The 16,384-nt window shown below is 38.9% G+C and carries 14 protein-coding genes; 6 read left to right on the top strand and 8 right to left on the bottom strand.

All coding sequences use genetic code 11. From position 1 onward, the window contains the following. Positions 1 to 289 precede the first annotated feature (289 nt). The 5 genes from V7122_RS20120 (at position 290) to V7122_RS20100 (ending at position 6,085) form a co-directional block, all read left to right on the top strand. The gene (locus V7122_RS20120) at positions 290 to 1,960 is read left to right on the top strand and encodes a glutamine--tRNA ligase/YqeY domain fusion protein (RefSeq protein WP_335528598.1); all 1,671 of its coding nucleotides are present in this window, start codon (positions 290 to 292) and stop codon (positions 1,958 to 1,960) included. Between the two features lie 49 nt (positions 1,961 to 2,009). After that, on the top strand, positions 2,010 to 2,360 hold the full coding sequence (locus tag V7122_RS20115) for an ASCH domain-containing protein (RefSeq protein WP_335346418.1): 351 nt from the start codon (positions 2,010 to 2,012) through the stop codon (positions 2,358 to 2,360). Between the two features lie 11 nt (positions 2,361 to 2,371). After that, positions 2,372 to 2,812 (top strand): hypothetical protein, encoded by a 441-nt coding sequence (locus V7122_RS20110; protein ID WP_335528597.1) that lies wholly within the window; start codon positions 2,372 to 2,374, stop codon positions 2,810 to 2,812. 405 nt (positions 2,813 to 3,217) lie between these two features. Then, positions 3,218 to 4,702 carry a TerD family protein gene (locus V7122_RS20105; protein WP_335528595.1) on the top strand — a complete coding sequence of 495 codons (1,485 nt, stop codon included), beginning with the start codon at positions 3,218 to 3,220 and terminating at the stop codon, positions 4,700 to 4,702. Between the two features lie 420 nt (positions 4,703 to 5,122). Next, positions 5,123 to 6,085: a D-2-hydroxyacid dehydrogenase gene (locus V7122_RS20100; RefSeq protein WP_335487453.1), complete on the top strand. Its 963-nt coding sequence runs from the start codon at positions 5,123 to 5,125 to the stop codon at positions 6,083 to 6,085. Between the two features lie 22 nt (positions 6,086 to 6,107). Here V7122_RS20100 and V7122_RS20095 read toward each other — a convergent pair whose 3' ends face one another. The 4 genes from V7122_RS20095 to V7122_RS20080 form a co-directional block, all read right to left on the bottom strand. Continuing rightward, the gene (locus V7122_RS20095) at positions 6,108 to 7,052 is read right to left on the bottom strand and encodes a DMT family transporter (RefSeq protein WP_335487450.1); all 945 of its coding nucleotides are present in this window, start codon (positions 7,050 to 7,052) and stop codon (positions 6,108 to 6,110) included. 135 nt (positions 7,053 to 7,187) lie between these two features. After that, the gene (locus V7122_RS20090) at positions 7,188 to 8,588 is read right to left on the bottom strand and encodes a M28 family peptidase (protein WP_335528593.1); all 1,401 of its coding nucleotides are present in this window, start codon (positions 8,586 to 8,588) and stop codon (positions 7,188 to 7,190) included. A 215-nt stretch (positions 8,589 to 8,803) separates the two neighbouring features. Next, positions 8,804 to 9,364, bottom strand: coding sequence for an FAD-dependent oxidoreductase (locus V7122_RS20085; protein ID WP_335487445.1), 561 nt, complete (start codon positions 9,362 to 9,364; stop codon positions 8,804 to 8,806). Between the two features lie 133 nt (positions 9,365 to 9,497). Next, positions 9,498 to 9,731 carry an excisionase family DNA-binding protein gene (locus tag V7122_RS20080; RefSeq protein ID WP_335346412.1) on the bottom strand — a complete coding sequence of 78 codons (234 nt, stop codon included), beginning with the start codon at positions 9,729 to 9,731 and terminating at the stop codon, positions 9,498 to 9,500. A gap of 171 nt (positions 9,732 to 9,902) precedes the next feature. Between V7122_RS20080 and V7122_RS20075 the strand changes: the two genes are divergently transcribed. After that, positions 9,903 to 11,558 (top strand): PAS domain S-box protein, encoded by a 1,656-nt coding sequence (locus V7122_RS20075; RefSeq protein ID WP_335528591.1) that lies wholly within the window; start codon positions 9,903 to 9,905, stop codon positions 11,556 to 11,558. A 63-nt stretch (positions 11,559 to 11,621) separates the two neighbouring features. Here the strand turns inward: V7122_RS20075 and V7122_RS20070 are convergent, their stop codons facing one another. The 4 genes from V7122_RS20070 to V7122_RS20055 all read right to left on the bottom strand — a co-directional run bounded on the left by V7122_RS20070 (position 11,622) and on the right by V7122_RS20055 (position 15,942). After that, the gene (locus V7122_RS20070; RefSeq protein WP_335487437.1) at positions 11,622 to 12,797 is read right to left on the bottom strand and encodes a toxic anion resistance protein; all 1,176 of its coding nucleotides are present in this window, start codon (positions 12,795 to 12,797) and stop codon (positions 11,622 to 11,624) included. Beyond that, the gene (locus V7122_RS20065; RefSeq protein ID WP_335528588.1) at positions 12,794 to 13,450 is read right to left on the bottom strand and encodes a 5-bromo-4-chloroindolyl phosphate hydrolysis family protein; all 657 of its coding nucleotides are present in this window, start codon (positions 13,448 to 13,450) and stop codon (positions 12,794 to 12,796) included. Before V7122_RS20065 ends, V7122_RS20070 begins: the two co-directional genes overlap by 4 nt. 444 nt (positions 13,451 to 13,894) lie before the next feature. Beyond that, positions 13,895 to 15,037, bottom strand: coding sequence for a trans-sulfuration enzyme family protein (locus tag V7122_RS20060; protein ID WP_335353673.1), 1,143 nt, complete (start codon positions 15,035 to 15,037; stop codon positions 13,895 to 13,897). A gap of 296 nt (positions 15,038 to 15,333) precedes the next feature. Then, positions 15,334 to 15,942, bottom strand: a complete 609-nt coding sequence (locus tag V7122_RS20055; RefSeq protein WP_335528585.1) for an SAM-dependent methyltransferase — start codon at positions 15,940 to 15,942, stop codon at positions 15,334 to 15,336. Positions 15,943 to 16,384 lie beyond the last annotated feature (442 nt).

The raw sequence follows: 16,384 nt of genomic DNA, 5'->3' as shown, positions 1-16,384 counted from the left end.
TTTTTATGGCAAATTTTCAATTTTGATTACAATATTGTATTCTTATGTAACAAATTAAATAATGGGCAAAAGTCCTAATGCGTCTATCCTAGTTCTTTACCCCAATTGCTTATTTGACAAACCATTTCATTGCGCTTTTCTTTTCATTCTAAGCAAAATTCATTATGATTACAATTTCAGCAGGTCTAATTCATCATAGATGCTAAGGTTATTCCCTTCGATTGATTTACTTGGGTAATAACAGTAAAATAAGAATTAACTACCTACATATAGAAAGGCTGATACCGGTTTGGAACAAAATTCGTCAAACTTTATTAAAAATATTATTATCGAGGATTTGGAATCAGGAAAACATAAAGAAATCATTACTCGTTTTCCTCCCGAACCGAACGGGTATCTTCATATCGGTCATGCGAAGTCCATTGTCATTAACTTTGGTCTCGCCGATGAGTTTAACGGAAAGACACACTTGCGATTCGATGATACCAACCCATTAAAAGAAGATCAGGAATATGTTGATTCTATTAAGAACGATGTAGCATGGCTTGGCTATGAGTGGGATGATCTCCGCTTTGCCTCCGACTATTTTGAGGAAATGTATGATCGTGCAGTTCTACTTATCAAAAAAGGGAAGGCCTATGTAGATGATTTATCTCAGGAAGAAATCCGTGAATACCGCGGCACCCTGACAGAGCCAGGAAAGGAAAGTCCTTATCGCAATCGTCCGGTAGAAGAAAATCTAGATTTATTCGAACGGATGCGTAATGGCGAATTTGAAAATGGCAGCAAGGTGCTGCGTGCAAAAATTGATATGGCTTCGCCGAATTTGAATATGCGTGATCCTGTCATTTATCGAATTTCTCATGCTTCACACCATAATACTGGGGACAAATGGTGCATTTACCCTATGTACTCCTTCGCCCATCCATTAGAGGATGCGATTGAAGACGTCACTCATTCCATTTGTACGACTGAATTTGAGGATCAGCGTCCTCTTTATAATTGGGTTATTGAAGAATGTGAAACGAAAAGCAAGCCGCAGCAGATTGAATTCGGGCGTCTTAACATTACGAATACAGTTATGAGTAAAAGAAAGCTTAAGCAGCTTGTGGACGAAGGCTTTGTTGATGGCTGGGACGATCCGCGTATGCCGACGATTTCTGGACTAAGAAGAAAAGGTTTTACACCCGGAGCTATTCGCGAATTTGTTAAGGCAACAGGCATTTCCAAAGGTTATGGCGCAGTTGATGAGGCTATGCTTGAGCATTTTGTCAGAGAAGATTTAAAGCTGACTGCACCACGAACAATGGGCGTATTGAACCCGCTTAAAGTAGTCATAACCAATTATCCGGAAGATCAAGTCGAAATGCTTGATGCGGAAATTAATCCAGAAAATGAGGAAATGGGTATACGACAAATTCCATTCTCCCGAGAAATTTATATTGAGCAGGATGACTTCATGGAAGACCCGCCAAGCAAATATTTCCGACTTTACCCAGGTAATGAGGTCCGTCTAAAGCATGCTTATTTCATTAAGTGTAATGATGTGATTAAAGATGAAAACGGCCAAGTGGTTGAAATTCACTGCACATATGATCCTGAAACAAAAAGCGGGACAGGCTTTACAGGACGTAAAGTGAAAGGAACTCTTCACTGGGTTGATGCTAAACATGCCATTCCAGCTGAATTTCGTTTATATGAGCCATTAATTCTTGATTCAGAATTGGAAGCAGGAGCAATGGACGATTCTGCAGAAGAAAAGACGTTTTTGGATTATGTAAATCCAAATTCGCTTGAAATCGTTCAAGGCTTTATTGAACCTAATATGAAGGATGTTAAAGCACAGGACAAATTCCAATTTTTCCGTCATGGCTATTTTAACGTGGATCCAAAGCATTCAACGGCTGAGAAACACGTATTTAACCGTATCGTTTCGCTAAAAAGTTCATTTAAGCTATAATGAGTAGCACATTTTTGCACTTTTAACACATCAAAGGGAGGAACCCATAATGACAAACGAAAATGAAAATCAAACACTGCCGCCAAAAACCTGTACAATTGAGCGACTAATCACTTTACCAGCAGACATTGAATTGGTGTTAGCAGGAAAGAAAACGGCTACGCGCCGCAATGGCCGCTATGCAGACGTTGGTGAGATTATGGATCTTCAAGGTCATAAATTTGTCGTTGAAAAAGTATATTCACAATCTTTAGGTGAATTAACGGATGAGCATGCCAAGCAAGAAGGATATGAAACCGTTGAAGATTATAAGCAATCCATTCTATCCTATCACCCTGGCATGCCATGGCTGCCACAAATGAGAGTATGGGTGCATGAGTTCCGTCCAGTCTCGGAATAATCAAATTTTTCATGGATACACTATACCGCTTCATCCTATACATCCATGTAGGCAGTGCTGTTCTATCCATTGGTCCATTTTTCGTTTTAATTCCGATTGCGAAAAAATTGCGGGCAGCCGAACATGAAGTCCAGCTAGCCTACTTGGATATATTCCGCTATTCTGTCCGGCTTGTGAAGCACGCCGGACATCTCCTTGTCGGGAGTGGTGCATTACTCATAGCTATGGGGCATTGGACGTGGAAAACATCATGGATTATTGCAACGTTAGCTGTAATGTTTGGTTCCGTATTTTTTCTAGCCAGGGCTTTTACTCCTATTTTCCGAAGATTTCATGAGCCTGGACAAGATACACAGCAGCTTGTCCAAAAGCTTTTAAAATCAACCTGGCTTTATTTAATCCTATTAATGGTCATGCTCTGGCTAATGGTTGTAAAGCCTTCACTTTGGTAAAAGTCGGTTTGCATTTCAAGACTATCTAACTCTCACTTTTCCATATAATAATCTCAAAATGGTCAGCCTCGGATTAGAGCCTGGCCATTTTTCTTAGGAATCTGAAAAATTTGGAGGCATTATGCTCTTTGTTTCCAGTTTTCCATGGAAGCCTAAAAATTTTGGAAACATCGCGCTCTTTGGTGCCCTTTTTTCTATAGGAATCTAAAAAAATGAAAGCATCTCCTTTATGGTTGACTGCGTTCATTTTTTGCATAAAACTCACTGTATACCATTTAAAATAAAAGCCAGGATGTTATCATTTTCCTTTTGATTCCATTCTGCATTATAATAATAATTGAAATTAAAATTCAGAGAAAAGTTACTTAATTATATGAATCTATAGGGATTGGAGTGGTTTTTAAAGTGGGTGTTACGTTACGAAAAGGACAGAAAGTTGATTTAACAAAGGCTCATCCAGGTCTTGAGGCTGTAGTGGCTGGTTTGGGCTGGGATGTTAGCCACAGTCATTCACAATATGATTTGGATGCCTCAGCATTTTTAGTTGGCCCTTCTGGCAAGGTCCAAAGCGACATGGATTTTGTATTCTATAATAATCCTAGAGGCGGAAATGGTTCGGTTATTTACAGCGGCGATAATCGCACCGGAGCTGGTGCCAGTGATGATGAACAAATTACAATCGAATTAAATAAAGTTCCTCCTTCTATTCACCGAATTGCATTCACCATCACAATCCATGATGCACATGTAAAACAGCAAAACTTCGGACAAGTTTCTAATGCCTATGTGAGAATTTTTAACGCTATGACAAATGAGGAATTAATTCGTTTCGACCTAGGACGTGATTTTACAGTAGAAACGGCCATTGTGGCAGCTGAACTATATCGCCATAACGGAGAGTGGAAATTCAATGCCATTGCAAGTGGCTTTCAAGGCGGGTTAGCCGCACTTTGCAGAAATTTTGGCGTTCATGTAGATGATGAGCCTGCTCCTGCACAACCTGCTTATCAAGCTCCGCCCATCAATCAAACATACGGAAGCTCTCAGCAAGCACAATCATTTTCAGGCCAACAACATACATCCTATAATCAACCGACTTTCGGTCAAACAAATACACACAGTCCTTCTTATAATCAACCAAGCTATAATCAATCTGGGCATCAGAATCAGCCTTACAATCAGCAAGCCTATGGACAGCAGGCGAGCTATAATCAGCCTACATATGGTCAAGGATATTCCTCAGGGCAATCTTATGGCGGAGACAATATTAATTGTACCCGATGTGGATCTTCGAATGTAAGAACTGGTGAGAAAGGCTTTGGTCTGGGAAAGGCAGCAATTGGCGGGTTAATTCTTGGTCCTATCGGGTTATTGGGTGGTTTTATTGGAAAAAATCAGCTTAAATTCACATGCAACAGCTGTGGAAACGTCTGGTCTCCTAATCAAACTGATTATACACAATGGGCCAATCAGCAAAAAAGAAAAGCTCAAGAATTATTTGCCCGCTATAAAAGCCAGGATGTTATGGATGCTGTTGTTGCCGCATGTGCACTCGTATCATTAGCAGATGGAAGACTGGACCCATCCGAGCGACAAAAAATGATGGAATTTGTCAATCAAAGCGAAGAATTGCGCGTTTTTGATACAAACAAAGTGATGCAGCAATTTAATTACTTCGTCCAAAAAATCGAACGTGATTCTATTATCGGGCGTGCCGAGGCATTTAGAGCTTTAGGACGTGTCAGATCGAAGCCTGAAATTGCTCGCCTTGTTGCTCGTTATTGTATCGCACTTGGCTATGCAGACGGTCATTTCGATCCTAGTGAAAAGCAGATCGTTTCAGAAATCTGTATGGAATTAGGGTTAAATCCCCAAGAATTTTTATCATAATCTGTCTTCATGACTCTACAAAGAGCCTTTTAAAAGGGCTCTTTGTTTTTTTGACAGGAATTCTCTTTTCATTCGTATACCCCACCTCGACATTAATTTTTTCCTTTGAAGCTTGGCGGACACCAGTTCCCTTATTTATACAAAAATAAGGGAATTCCCTATGTTTGCGGACATAGGTTCCTCTATTTTGTAAAAAGCAGTCATTTCTTTCTGTTTTTCATAAATAACGTACACAGTGTCCGCTTAGCCTATAAATTAAGGTCATTTAATGAAAATAACGGATTTTATGTCCGCATTTATTTCTTCAACTAGCATATTTGAAAAAATGAATGCTCAGCTTTTCTCCACGGAACTATTTATCCTTATTGGAACCTCCTTTTTTTGCTATGATATACATATCATGAATTAGGGGGAGTCTTTGTGGAGAAACGAAAGCTAATCGTTACCCAAAATTTAAGTGAGGATTTAGTTGAAGCCATAAAAGAAGTTATTCCAGACTGGGAGCTTATTGTTGGAAAAGATAATACAGTTTGGCAAGATCATATACAAGAAGCGGAAATTATTGCAGGCTGGAAAAAAGAATTAACTGAACATGTGCTATCCCATGATTCTAAGCTGCGTTGGGTTCAATCTTGGTCTGCAGGTATAAATAGCATGCCTTTGAAAGAATTCAATAATCGTCATATCCAGTTAACATCGGCCAATGGGGTTCATTCCTTCCCAATTTCCGAGACTATCTTTGCACTGATGCTCGGGCTTACTAGAAAAATACATACATATGTGAAAAATCAGCAAACAAAAACATGGCATCATTCTGGGTTAAAGCTTGAACTGCATGGCAAAACAATGGGTCTCTTTGGGGTAGGGGCCATTGGCAAGGAAACAGCCAAAATTGCCAAGGCATTTGGCATGAATGTTTTAGGATTCCGCCGTTCTGACTTACCCGAAGAACATGTTGATACGATGTATTCGCTCGATCAGATAAATGAAGTATTACCTATATGTGACTATGTAGTTGTAACGCTTCCGCTAACGGAGGAAACAAAGCATTTATTTGGAAAAGAACAATTTGGCCTCATGAAGCCTTCATCCTTCTTCATTAATATTGGACGAGGCGATATTGTTGTAGAATCAGAGCTTATCAAGGCTCTAATTGAAGGAAAAATCGCTGGTGCAGGCTTAGATGTATTTGAGAAAGAGCCTCTTAGTGAAGAGAGTCCTTTATGGGAAATTGAAAATGTGATCATCACACCACATACAGCAGGATCGACTGAGAATTATGATAAACGGGTCATTAAAGATATTTTGATCCCAAATTTAAAAAGCTATTTAAAAGACGAGAAGCTGCTAATTAATTTAGTTGATTACCACAAAGGTTATTGAAACGGCAAAAGGGATTACCTCCTTAGAGGAATCCCTTTTTGGCGTTTTGTGTCTGCCCCATTCCCCTTTTCTTCCGTTTCCGGAGCAATTCCTCCAATGCACCTGATCCAAGAACAACACCGGAAACAATGAATAGCAAACCTAATAAGTGGGTTGAGGTGATGATTTCTCCCAGAAGAACAGCCGAACCAACTAATGAGAAAAACGTACTTAAATTAATGAAAATGGATGCTTCTGCAGGTCCGATTTTTTTAATTGCTGCATTATAAAACATATGCCCCAAGGCTGTTGAAAGCAATGCCGATGAAAAGAAGGCAACCCATAGGAGGATAGGGGCTCCGAATAACCCTTCAAACCCTTTTGGCTCCTGCCACAAACTAATAAAAAATAAAAGAACACTTCCCAAGACCAGCATATATCCGGTTAAAAGCCGTGGATCCATTGATTTCGCTGCCTTGCTAATAAGAATAAAGCTTAGGGCTTGTGAAAGAATCGAAAAGAATATATGTAAGTCACCTATCGAAAGACCTGATAACCCTCCTTCACCAGATAAAACGATAAAGGAAACCCCTGCACTTCCAAATAGGAATCCTAGAATTTGAATCCACGTTGCCCGATTACGCAGGATAACTGACGAAAGAATGGCCGTTAATAATGGGCCTGTTCCTAAAATGAGGGCCCCATTTGTAGCTGTTGTATTCGTAAGACCTACTGATAAGAAGAAATGATGGCCGACCACGTTGAACAAGCAGCCAAAAATAATAAACTTCCATTCTTCCTTATTCGGCCTTCGAATTTTCCGCATCAAACCCATAATGAGAAAGACTGAGATCCCTGCCGTAAAAATTCGCAAAGAGGTAATGGTAACGGGCGGAAAATAACCTACAAGTATCTTGACAACTGGCACATTAAATCCCCAAGCCATCATAATCGCTATTAGCAAAAGATAGGTTTGTATATTTTTCAAAATGATTTCCTTCTTCCTTAGCTTTCACATAATTAAACCTATTTTAGCATGGAAATCTTTACAAAATCATTTTATTTGAATCCATGAATAAAAAAGCCAGCTCTCCTAATAGAGAACTGACTTCATTATTCAATACTATTGGATATTCTGCTCATGGCGCTGATCTTTATCAGCTTTTACTTTAGGGCCTTTTTTCGGCTTTGGTCCCATGTTGTCGAACCGAGCTAGGTCATAAACTGCTGCTCCCACAATCTCTGCTACATCCTGAAGCTTTTCTTTGCTGATTTTATCAATGGAATCTTCAGGTGTATGGTACCAAGGCTCAGATGGGCTGTGGATGAATAAGGCTGCCGGGATTCCAGCTTCAGCAAATGGAACATGATCACTGCGTCCGCCTTGGCCATATGGAGTTGGTTCTCCGTTAAGTCTTGTGCTTGAAGCCTGGGCAAGCTCAGTCACTAGGTTAGGCTTCCCATCAAGAGTAAGCAAGACTAAATCTCCCGCATCCCTGCTTCCAACCATATCAAGGTTAAAGTTAGCAATCGTGCGCTCTTGTTCGTCATCTGATAGATTGTTAACATAGTAGGTTGAGCCAATTAATCCAAGCTCTTCCGCGCCAAATGTAATAAATTTAATTTCTGTATCAGTCGGCACGTTTTTAAATACACGCGCGAGCTCAAGTGTCGTTGCCGTTCCGGAGGCATCATCATTTGCTCCTGGTGCACCTGCAACTGAATCGTGGTGAGCCCCAACGACAATTACTTTACCGGTATCTTTTTGTTTATTTGTCGGTTTTTTCGTAGCGATTACGTTATGGGAAAGACTTTCTCCCGCTTTAGCACCCTCAATTTTCAAGCTTGTCCTTAATTCGGTTCCTGCATTTAGCTTAGCAAGAAGTGCCTCGCCCTCCGCTTGCGTTAAAGAGACAGCCGGAACATATTTATCATTGGCTTCGCCAAGCGTTCCGTTTACTGCACCGCCCGTATTATTAAAAATAATAACTCCTGCAGCACCTTTTTCAGCCGCATTTAACACTTTTTCAGCGAAACTAATATCACCACGTTTGATGAGAGCAATTTTTCCAGTCAGATCTGTATTGGCAAGCTCCTCTTTCTTTCCTAAGTTTGCATAAACAAGATCACCCGAAACATTGCCGCTTACTGTGTATGTAAAAGAACTTGGTTTAAGCACTCCATCATAGCCATTTACGTTCAATTCAATCGAACTTGGAGGTGTATAGCCATAAAAAGTAAACGGCTGTAATTCAACATCATATCCATATGACTCGAATTGTTCTTTAATATACTTGACTGCTTGTTCCTCAGCTTCTGTACCAGCCACACGTGGTGTTTTAGATAAATGTTCAATATTTTTATAAATATTTTCTGCATTAATCTTATCGATGACTTTGTGATCAAATACATTAACTGGCTGAGCTTGTCCAACTTCATTCGGCTTCGCAAATACAGCCGAAGTGCCGACCGCACCAAAGGCTAATGTGGTTGCTAACGCCATAGATAATAATGGTTTTTTCATAGAATCCCTCCTAAGACATAGATTAATAAAAATATTAAACTATTCTAAATATTAAGGAAGGGAATTTGTAACTACTCCGAGGTAGGACAAATAAGCTATTTTTTCCATTTTTGTTTAACTTAGGATAAAAGACACGGGTAATAAAGCATGACTTGCAGCTTTATCGAAAAATAAGCACGAAAAAAGCCAGCCCATTAAAGGCTGGCTCATCCAAATTATTTTAAAACATCGTGGTCAACATAACGTTCACCATTTAACTCACTAATCACATTAATGGCAACTTTTGCGCCGTCTCCTGCTGTGATGATCGTGTGCACGCTTACCCCTGCAGCAGTGCCTGCTGCCCATATTCCATCAATATTCGTTTTTCCGGCTGCATCCACATCAAAAATCGTTTTAACTCTCGGTTCTGTACCATCTTTTGTTTTTAATCCTGCTTTTTCGGCAAGATCTGTTAAAAAGCCTGTTGCGAGAATCACATGCTTAGATTCATATGTCTGATTATCTGTTTGAACCGCGAATCCAGCCTCTGACTTTTCAATATTTTCAACGGATGCTTCAACAATTTCAGCACCGAATTTAGCAGCCTGCTTCTTCCCAACCTCGACTAAATCTGGACCTGAAATCTCAAGCACGCCATAATGGTTCTCTAACCATGCACGCTTCGTTACACTTTTATCATTATCAATGACTAATACCTTTTTTCCTGCTTTAGCAGCGAATAATGCCGCACTTCCTCCTGCTGGCCCTGCTCCAATTATTGTAATATCGTACATAACTTGTTTCCTCCTAAATATAATTTCATAATATTAGATTAACTAAATAAAGGCTCTTTGTAAAATAATGTGACTTATACAATTCAGCCCTATTCTTCTCTACTATTATGGACTTCATGAAGGGAAGAAAACTCTAGTCCTCGTCTTTAATATCTCGATCCTCTGGAATTGGTTCATTTTCCAATTCCTTGACTAAATTTTTATATTTCTCCAGCTGTTCAAAATGTGTCTTAAACTGATCCCTATAGACCAATACCGCCCCTTCACTATCATGTAAGACTCGAACTTTTCCTTGTAAAATTAAGTTCTCCACATATGTTACTGAGACAGATAAATATTCTGCTGTTTCTTCAATGGTTAAATACAATATAATGTCACTCCAGTAATTTTTTTTGTCTTTTACTGTCTATCAAACTAGGATAAAATGTTTATGGACTGGAAATTTATTTTTCTAGTTATAACTATACCATTACGAACATAGGGAAATGGAATGATTATTTTCTCCATTCGGGTATGGAACAGGAGTTACACGAATCAAATGAACAAAAAGAAACTCTTTATCCTATACATAATGATAAGTATTATTTGGATTTTTGGCACCAACTATCTTCTTAGTCAATTTCAGCCTTCTTCACTTATCAATACGATCGAAAGAATGAAGGAACTGCTTTATATACTTACAACCGGCTGGCTATTTTATTATTTTATGGAAAAGATGGAACGATCAAACAAACTTAAAGGAGAAGAAAGGCGATTATCAACCCTTATCAACTCAATGGTTGACTTCGTGAACTTCAAGGACGGGGAAGGGCGCTGGATCGAAGCCAATGAATTTGGCTTAAAATTATTTCAGCTTGAGGATGTAGATTACAAAGGAAAAAAGGACTCGGAACTAGCGGAATACACAGAGTTTTACCGGGACGCGTTAATCTACTGTGAGGTATCGGATGAAGAGGCTTGGAAGAATAAAGGGATTACACGTATTGAGGAAGTCATCCCTCTTCCGAATGGTCTGCAAAAAACGTTTGACACGATTAAAGTCCCTCTCTTTCATGAAGACGGAAGCCGCAGGGGGCTTGTCATTATTGGAAGAGATATAACAGAAAGAAAGATCGTTGAAAACCTGCTAAAAAGAAGCAGGCAAAAGTATAAATCCCTTTTTGAATATAATCCTGATATTGTTTTTATGCTCAATTTGAACGGGATCATAACAAATGTAAATCCGCAATTTAAAGCTGTTACTGGCTATGATGATCAAAGAATAATTGGCAAAAATATTAAAGACTCGCTGCCATTAGAAGGACAAAAGGCAATCCAAAAGGCGATTTCTAATATCCTAAAAGGAGAATGTGTTCAAAAGTATGAGCTTAAGCTGCCCCATAAGAACGGCGAAATCATCACATTGCAATGCACGAATCTTCCGATCATCGTAAATGGGACAATCGATGGGATTTTCGGTTACGGAAAGGATGTCACCCATATTAGGCAAACGGAGGAAAGACTAAGACGAACAGAAAAGCTGTCCGTTGTTGGTGAACTAGCTGCAAGTGTGGCACATGAAATTCGCAATCCGCTTACCTCGCTCATCGGATTTGTTCAACTGCTTCAGAAAGAGAACGAAAAAGATCATTTATATCATAAAATTATGCTAGACGAATTAAACCGAATTAATTATATAGCTGGGGAGCTGCTCCTGTTGGCTAAGCCCCAGCAGGTCCAGTTTACCCGTGCCGATATCCATCTCATTCTATTTGAGGTCATTTCATTGCTTCAATCTGATGCCAATTTATATAATGTCCAAATTGATTTTATTTCAGATATTCAAGAATATACGATAGACTGCGAACCAAATCAATTAAAGCAGCTTTTTATCAATATCATCAAGAATGCCATTGAGGCATCCCCAAGCAAAGGAAAAGTGGACGTCTATTTAAAACCGGAAGAGAATGGCGAAGTCCCCATTTTTGTGAAGGATAAGGGCTGTGGTATTTCTGAAAAACGGCTGGAAAAAATCGGCGAGCCGTTTTATTCTTCCAAAGAAAAAGGAACAGGATTAGGTCTGACTGTCAGCTACAAGATTGTGCAATCTCATAATGGTTCAATCGTATTCAATAGTAAAATAAATGAAGGAACAGAGGTCCTAATCAAATTACCAGTAACGAATGAAAAAAGTGTAGAACAAACAACTAATTAATAAAAGAAGATCTATTAATCAAGCGTTTGATTAGTAGATCTTCTTCCTTTTTAAAGGCTATATTTATCCTTTGATTTCAAGCAGTTTTTGTCTTAAGTCGCTTTCCATTGTTGCCAGCTCTTGCTCAGCTAGGCGGCGCTTCTGGCGTCCTTCCTCCTGAATTCTTAAAGTCTCTTCCAGTGTAGAAATTAAATTTTCTTGAGTTTTCTTTAATGTTTCAATATCAACAATGCCACGTTCATTTTCTCTTGCAGTCTCAATGGTGTTCGTTTTTAACATTTCAGCGTTTTTCAACAAGAGCTCATTCGTTGTCTTAGACACTTGCTTTTGTGCCTCTACCGCATGGCGTTGCCTAATCAGCGTTAGGGCAATGGCTACTTGATTTTTCCACAACGGGATAGCAGTCATAATAGACGATTGGATCTTTTCAACAAGCGCCTGATTCGTATTTTGAATTAGACGGATTTGCGGAGCGCTCTGAATCGTAATTTCTCGGCTTAATTTCAAATCATAGAGTCGTTTATCTAGCCTGTCTGCGAACTGAATCATATCATTGACTTCTTGGAACTTCATTTGGTCGTTCGACTCTTCGGCTTTTTTCCTTAATGCTGGAATCGTTACATCATGCAATTCCTCGAGCTTAATTTCACCCGCTGCAATATAGACATTTAAGGCATGGAAATATTCTTTGTTATTCTCATAAAGCCTTTCAAGCATGACCACATCTGAAAGCAGGATATTTTTGCTGCGTTCAAGCTTTACGCTAATTCTGTCAATTTGTGCGCCAGTTTTCTGGTATCTGGACAAAGTCTCTTGTATCGAGCTTGAGATTCTGCCAAACATACGTGAAAGAAAGGATGATTTCTCCCCCTTCAAATCATCTGGATTCACTTCATTAAATTTCATCATTAATTCACTAATGATTTCCCCTACTTCCCCGATGTCCTTTTTTTGGACTTGTTCGAGCATCGAGTTGGAGAAGGACAATAGCTTTGACTGTGCAGGCGTCCCGTAAGAGATCATCGCCTGATGATTTGTCGGATCAATTTGCTTAGCAAGCTCGTATGCCATTTGTCTATTTTCTTCTGGAATCACGTCAATCAGCTTAACAGGTTTTTCTTTTATCGGTTCATTTTTGCTAGTCAGCTCAAGATTTTCCCCAAATGGATTAGATAGCAGATCATCCATTAAGTTTGTACTGCTTGTGTTTTTTAAAAGAGATGGATTGTGCTCACTCATTTTAATCTCCTGCTTTCATCGATAATTCGTGAATCCTTTATGGTTTTAATTGTATGCTTGGCGACATCAATTTCGAAGTTCAGCTGGTCAATATCATCTGAGATGACTTTATATAAATCCTCTTCTACCATAGCCGTCAACTGTTCAAGGGTACGGCGTGTTTCATAAAGTGACTGGTCGAGCTCATATGTTTTCTTGGGCTGAGCGGATAAAAACACATATTTCTCCGAAAGCTCAACGGCTGAATCTAAATGGGAAAAATAAAATTGTTCCGCTTTGTAAAAACGTTTTGGCTCCTTTTTCGTTAGCCTGTATATTTTTCTCGTTGTTCGCATTAGCTCCATTCTTTGCTTCAAAGAAGGAATATGACGAATAGAAAAAAGTGCCTTATGCAAGCGAGAAATCTTTCGTTTTGCATCATCGATGTTTTTCTTAATAAATTGGTATTCCTTCCTTGTCAAATGATGGCTTTTTAAGAACCTTCGCTTCTGAATCATTCCTGTCATTAAATAAACAAGAACTCCTGCCCCAAAGCCAATGGCACCTGAGAGCCAGAATGTTTGGTTAAAGGCAAAATAGCTTAGCAGCCATACACTGGACGATGTTGGAAGAGCAATTAACATTCGTAATAGAAATGCTAAAAATTGATTCATATTTAATCGACTCCTAAAATCAAATTCGCCTGGGCGAATTTGCGCCCAGATTTTTATCGAGCGAGCTCGATCATTTCCTCTTAAAAATCTGAGGCATCCGCCGGAGGCTTATCTTTATTCAGCTAGGGCTTAACTCCCCCTGCTGAATTGAATACCTGTTTGCATTAATCTTATCACTTTAGAAGTGAAAGACTAATGCTGAATAAAGTTTAAATTCTTAATATATATACGTATGAAGTAAATACAGGTTTCAGCTATAAAAAATTCCTTCTCTTCTTTAAAGATACAGGAAAATTTCACTTACATCTATAGACCTCAACCTTAAATTATTATAGGACTTGAGACGTAGCAAAACAAAATTAGCGAGCGAGAATTACTTTCGGAAACATATAAAAAAACCATTCACGGCCAGCGTTCTAGCCATGAATGGTTTCTGCTCAGAAACTATTTTATTGAATTTTTAATCGCTTGCTCAAAGGCTGCAATAATATCTTCCGGATGTTCGATGCCAACAGAGATCCTTACGACCTCTCTCGTAATACCTAACGCTTCGCTTGCTTCAGGTGGAAGGGCACGGTGAGAGGTCAGTAAAGGATGCGAAACCGTTGTCTCAACTCCGGCAAGGGTCGGAACTAATTTTACCCATGAAAGGGATTTAAAGAATTGATTAACATCTATACTTTTTGAAAGCTCGATCGTAACCATTGCGCCATATCCTGTCTCTGCTTCATTAAAAGGATAATACACCTTGGATATATTTATATTCCCCTGAAGAGCCTCAGCTAGTTTTCTTGCATTAGTGGTTTGGGTTCGCATACGAAGGGCCAGTGTTTTAAGCCCACGGCATGTAAGCCAAGCTTCAAATGGACTTACATTTGCGCCGAGATTTACGACTTTCGCTTTCGCCTTTTCTACTAAATCTGCTCTTCCGACAACGACCCCGGCAGTAACGTCACTATGACCGCCAATATATTTCGTTGCACTATGAACGACTAAATCTGCGCCGAGCTTAAATGGGCTGCAATGTAAGGGAGTTGCAAATGTGTTGTCAACAAGCACAGCTAATTGATGCATTTTCGCAAAATGAACAACAGCTTCAATGTCCTCCACTCTTAAAAGGGGATTGGTGATCGATTCTGTATACAATAGCTTTGTGTTTGGCTGAATAGCCTGTTCCACATGCTGCAGATTGGAGAAGGACACAAATGTTGTTTCAATCCCCAGTTGACTTAATTCTTCTTTTAATAAGTGGAAGCTGCCCCCATAAACATCTTCCGCAGCAATGATATGATCACCGCTTTTTAGCACGGTAAGAACCGCTGCCAATATAGCTGAAAGCCCTGATGATGTGGCAACACCTGCAGGGGCGCCTTCGAGTGCTGCAACCGCCTGACCAAGTTCATCGGTATTTGGATTGCCAACACGAGAATATAAGTAATTCCCTTCCCCTTGGTAATACCCCTCCATGTCATCTAAATCTTCAAAAGTAAACGCAGAAGTTTGATAAATAGGTGTTACCTTGCTTTTTATCGGTTTCTTTGATTTTTCTACACTATGCAAAACTAATGTTTCAAATCTCTTTTCCAAAACAGGCACCTTCTTTGTAAATATAAATTATTTTAATAAAAGTTCGATTAATTGAATTTTATCAATATTTCACCTGAAATCCAATTAAAATTCTTATATGATTCATCAATTAACTAGGATATATTTCTTTTTGACTAAAGACCGTTATTTGTGGGACCAAATATTAAACCCTCACTATAAAAGCTCTATGGCGCTTGTTTTCGAGTTGCTCTATCGAAAACGCTCACCATGAATGATCTATGGCGCTTGTTTTCGCGTTGCTCTACCTAAAACCAAAACACTCACCATAAACAAGCTTAGTCAATTGAATAACGATAAATCAAAAATCTCTCATTTGGATTATGTCTAGATTCCGGTAATAATATCTCTCTCATTAAATCGAAGGCAGTTTGATTTTCCAAAAAATAAATATAATCCTCTGATGGATAATATAATATTAGCTCGATGTCGCGTTTATATTTTTCCACAGACAACAAGATATTGTTGATAACCTTCATAAAAATTTGGATTGAAAACGGATTGAAAAAATAAAACCGATTGTCCGCGGGACCAATTTCGTATTCTTCAGCTAAACAACAATGAAAGTGAATATCATCCTTTCTATTTTTAAATTTCTTTCCATACCTCTGAAGATTTTCAAGCGCTTCTGCATAATATCCTTCATTCATCTCCACCCCAACCGCTGTAGAATGGAATAAATAATTTGTAAAAAAGTTTAATCTACCTTTTCCACACCCAAAATCTACTAGCCTGTCACTGCTTTTCAGTTCATATTGGTTAAATAATAGGTCAAGTGCACTGTATGGAGTTGATTCATATCGATGGTAGTGAAAGGATTGATTGAAGCCCTTTTGATCCCCACTTGTCCTAATATTTAATAATCCGTCAAAATAACGTTCGTTCATAAAAATGATCTCCTATTCTAACAACATTACCCATTTGAAATAATTTACTCTCTACCCATATTTAGCTATAATTAAATAGTTATAAACTCCTACTTACAACTGCACTCTATAAAACTTCTAAGTAATTACCTTGGATTTCTATTTATAAACAATTACTTCATATACTCTCATTGCAACAGGAAAAGTATCCATCCAATGGCACTTACTACAAAAATCGCACCCTCTACATGCATGAATCAATTTCACCCTAATGATGACTAGTCAAAATGATCTATAAAACAATTCACTAAACGGAGAATACAATAATTCCTGCTATTTTTTTATCATATGATTCATTATAAGTGAAACTTCAATCAGTGGGGGTTTTCGGGCACACAGGACGTGCTAGCGTCGACAAAGACATTAGGACGTGGCGATCTTAGTCGGCCTTCATCCCCCACTG

Origin of the sequence: Bacillus sp. JJ1532 (assembly GCF_036965085.1) — a bacterium.
Taxonomy (GTDB): domain Bacteria; phylum Bacillota; class Bacilli; order Bacillales; family Cytobacillaceae; genus Cytobacillus.
The sequence above is the reverse complement of the archived record's forward strand: the minus strand, read 5'-3'. Positions and strand labels throughout refer to the sequence as shown.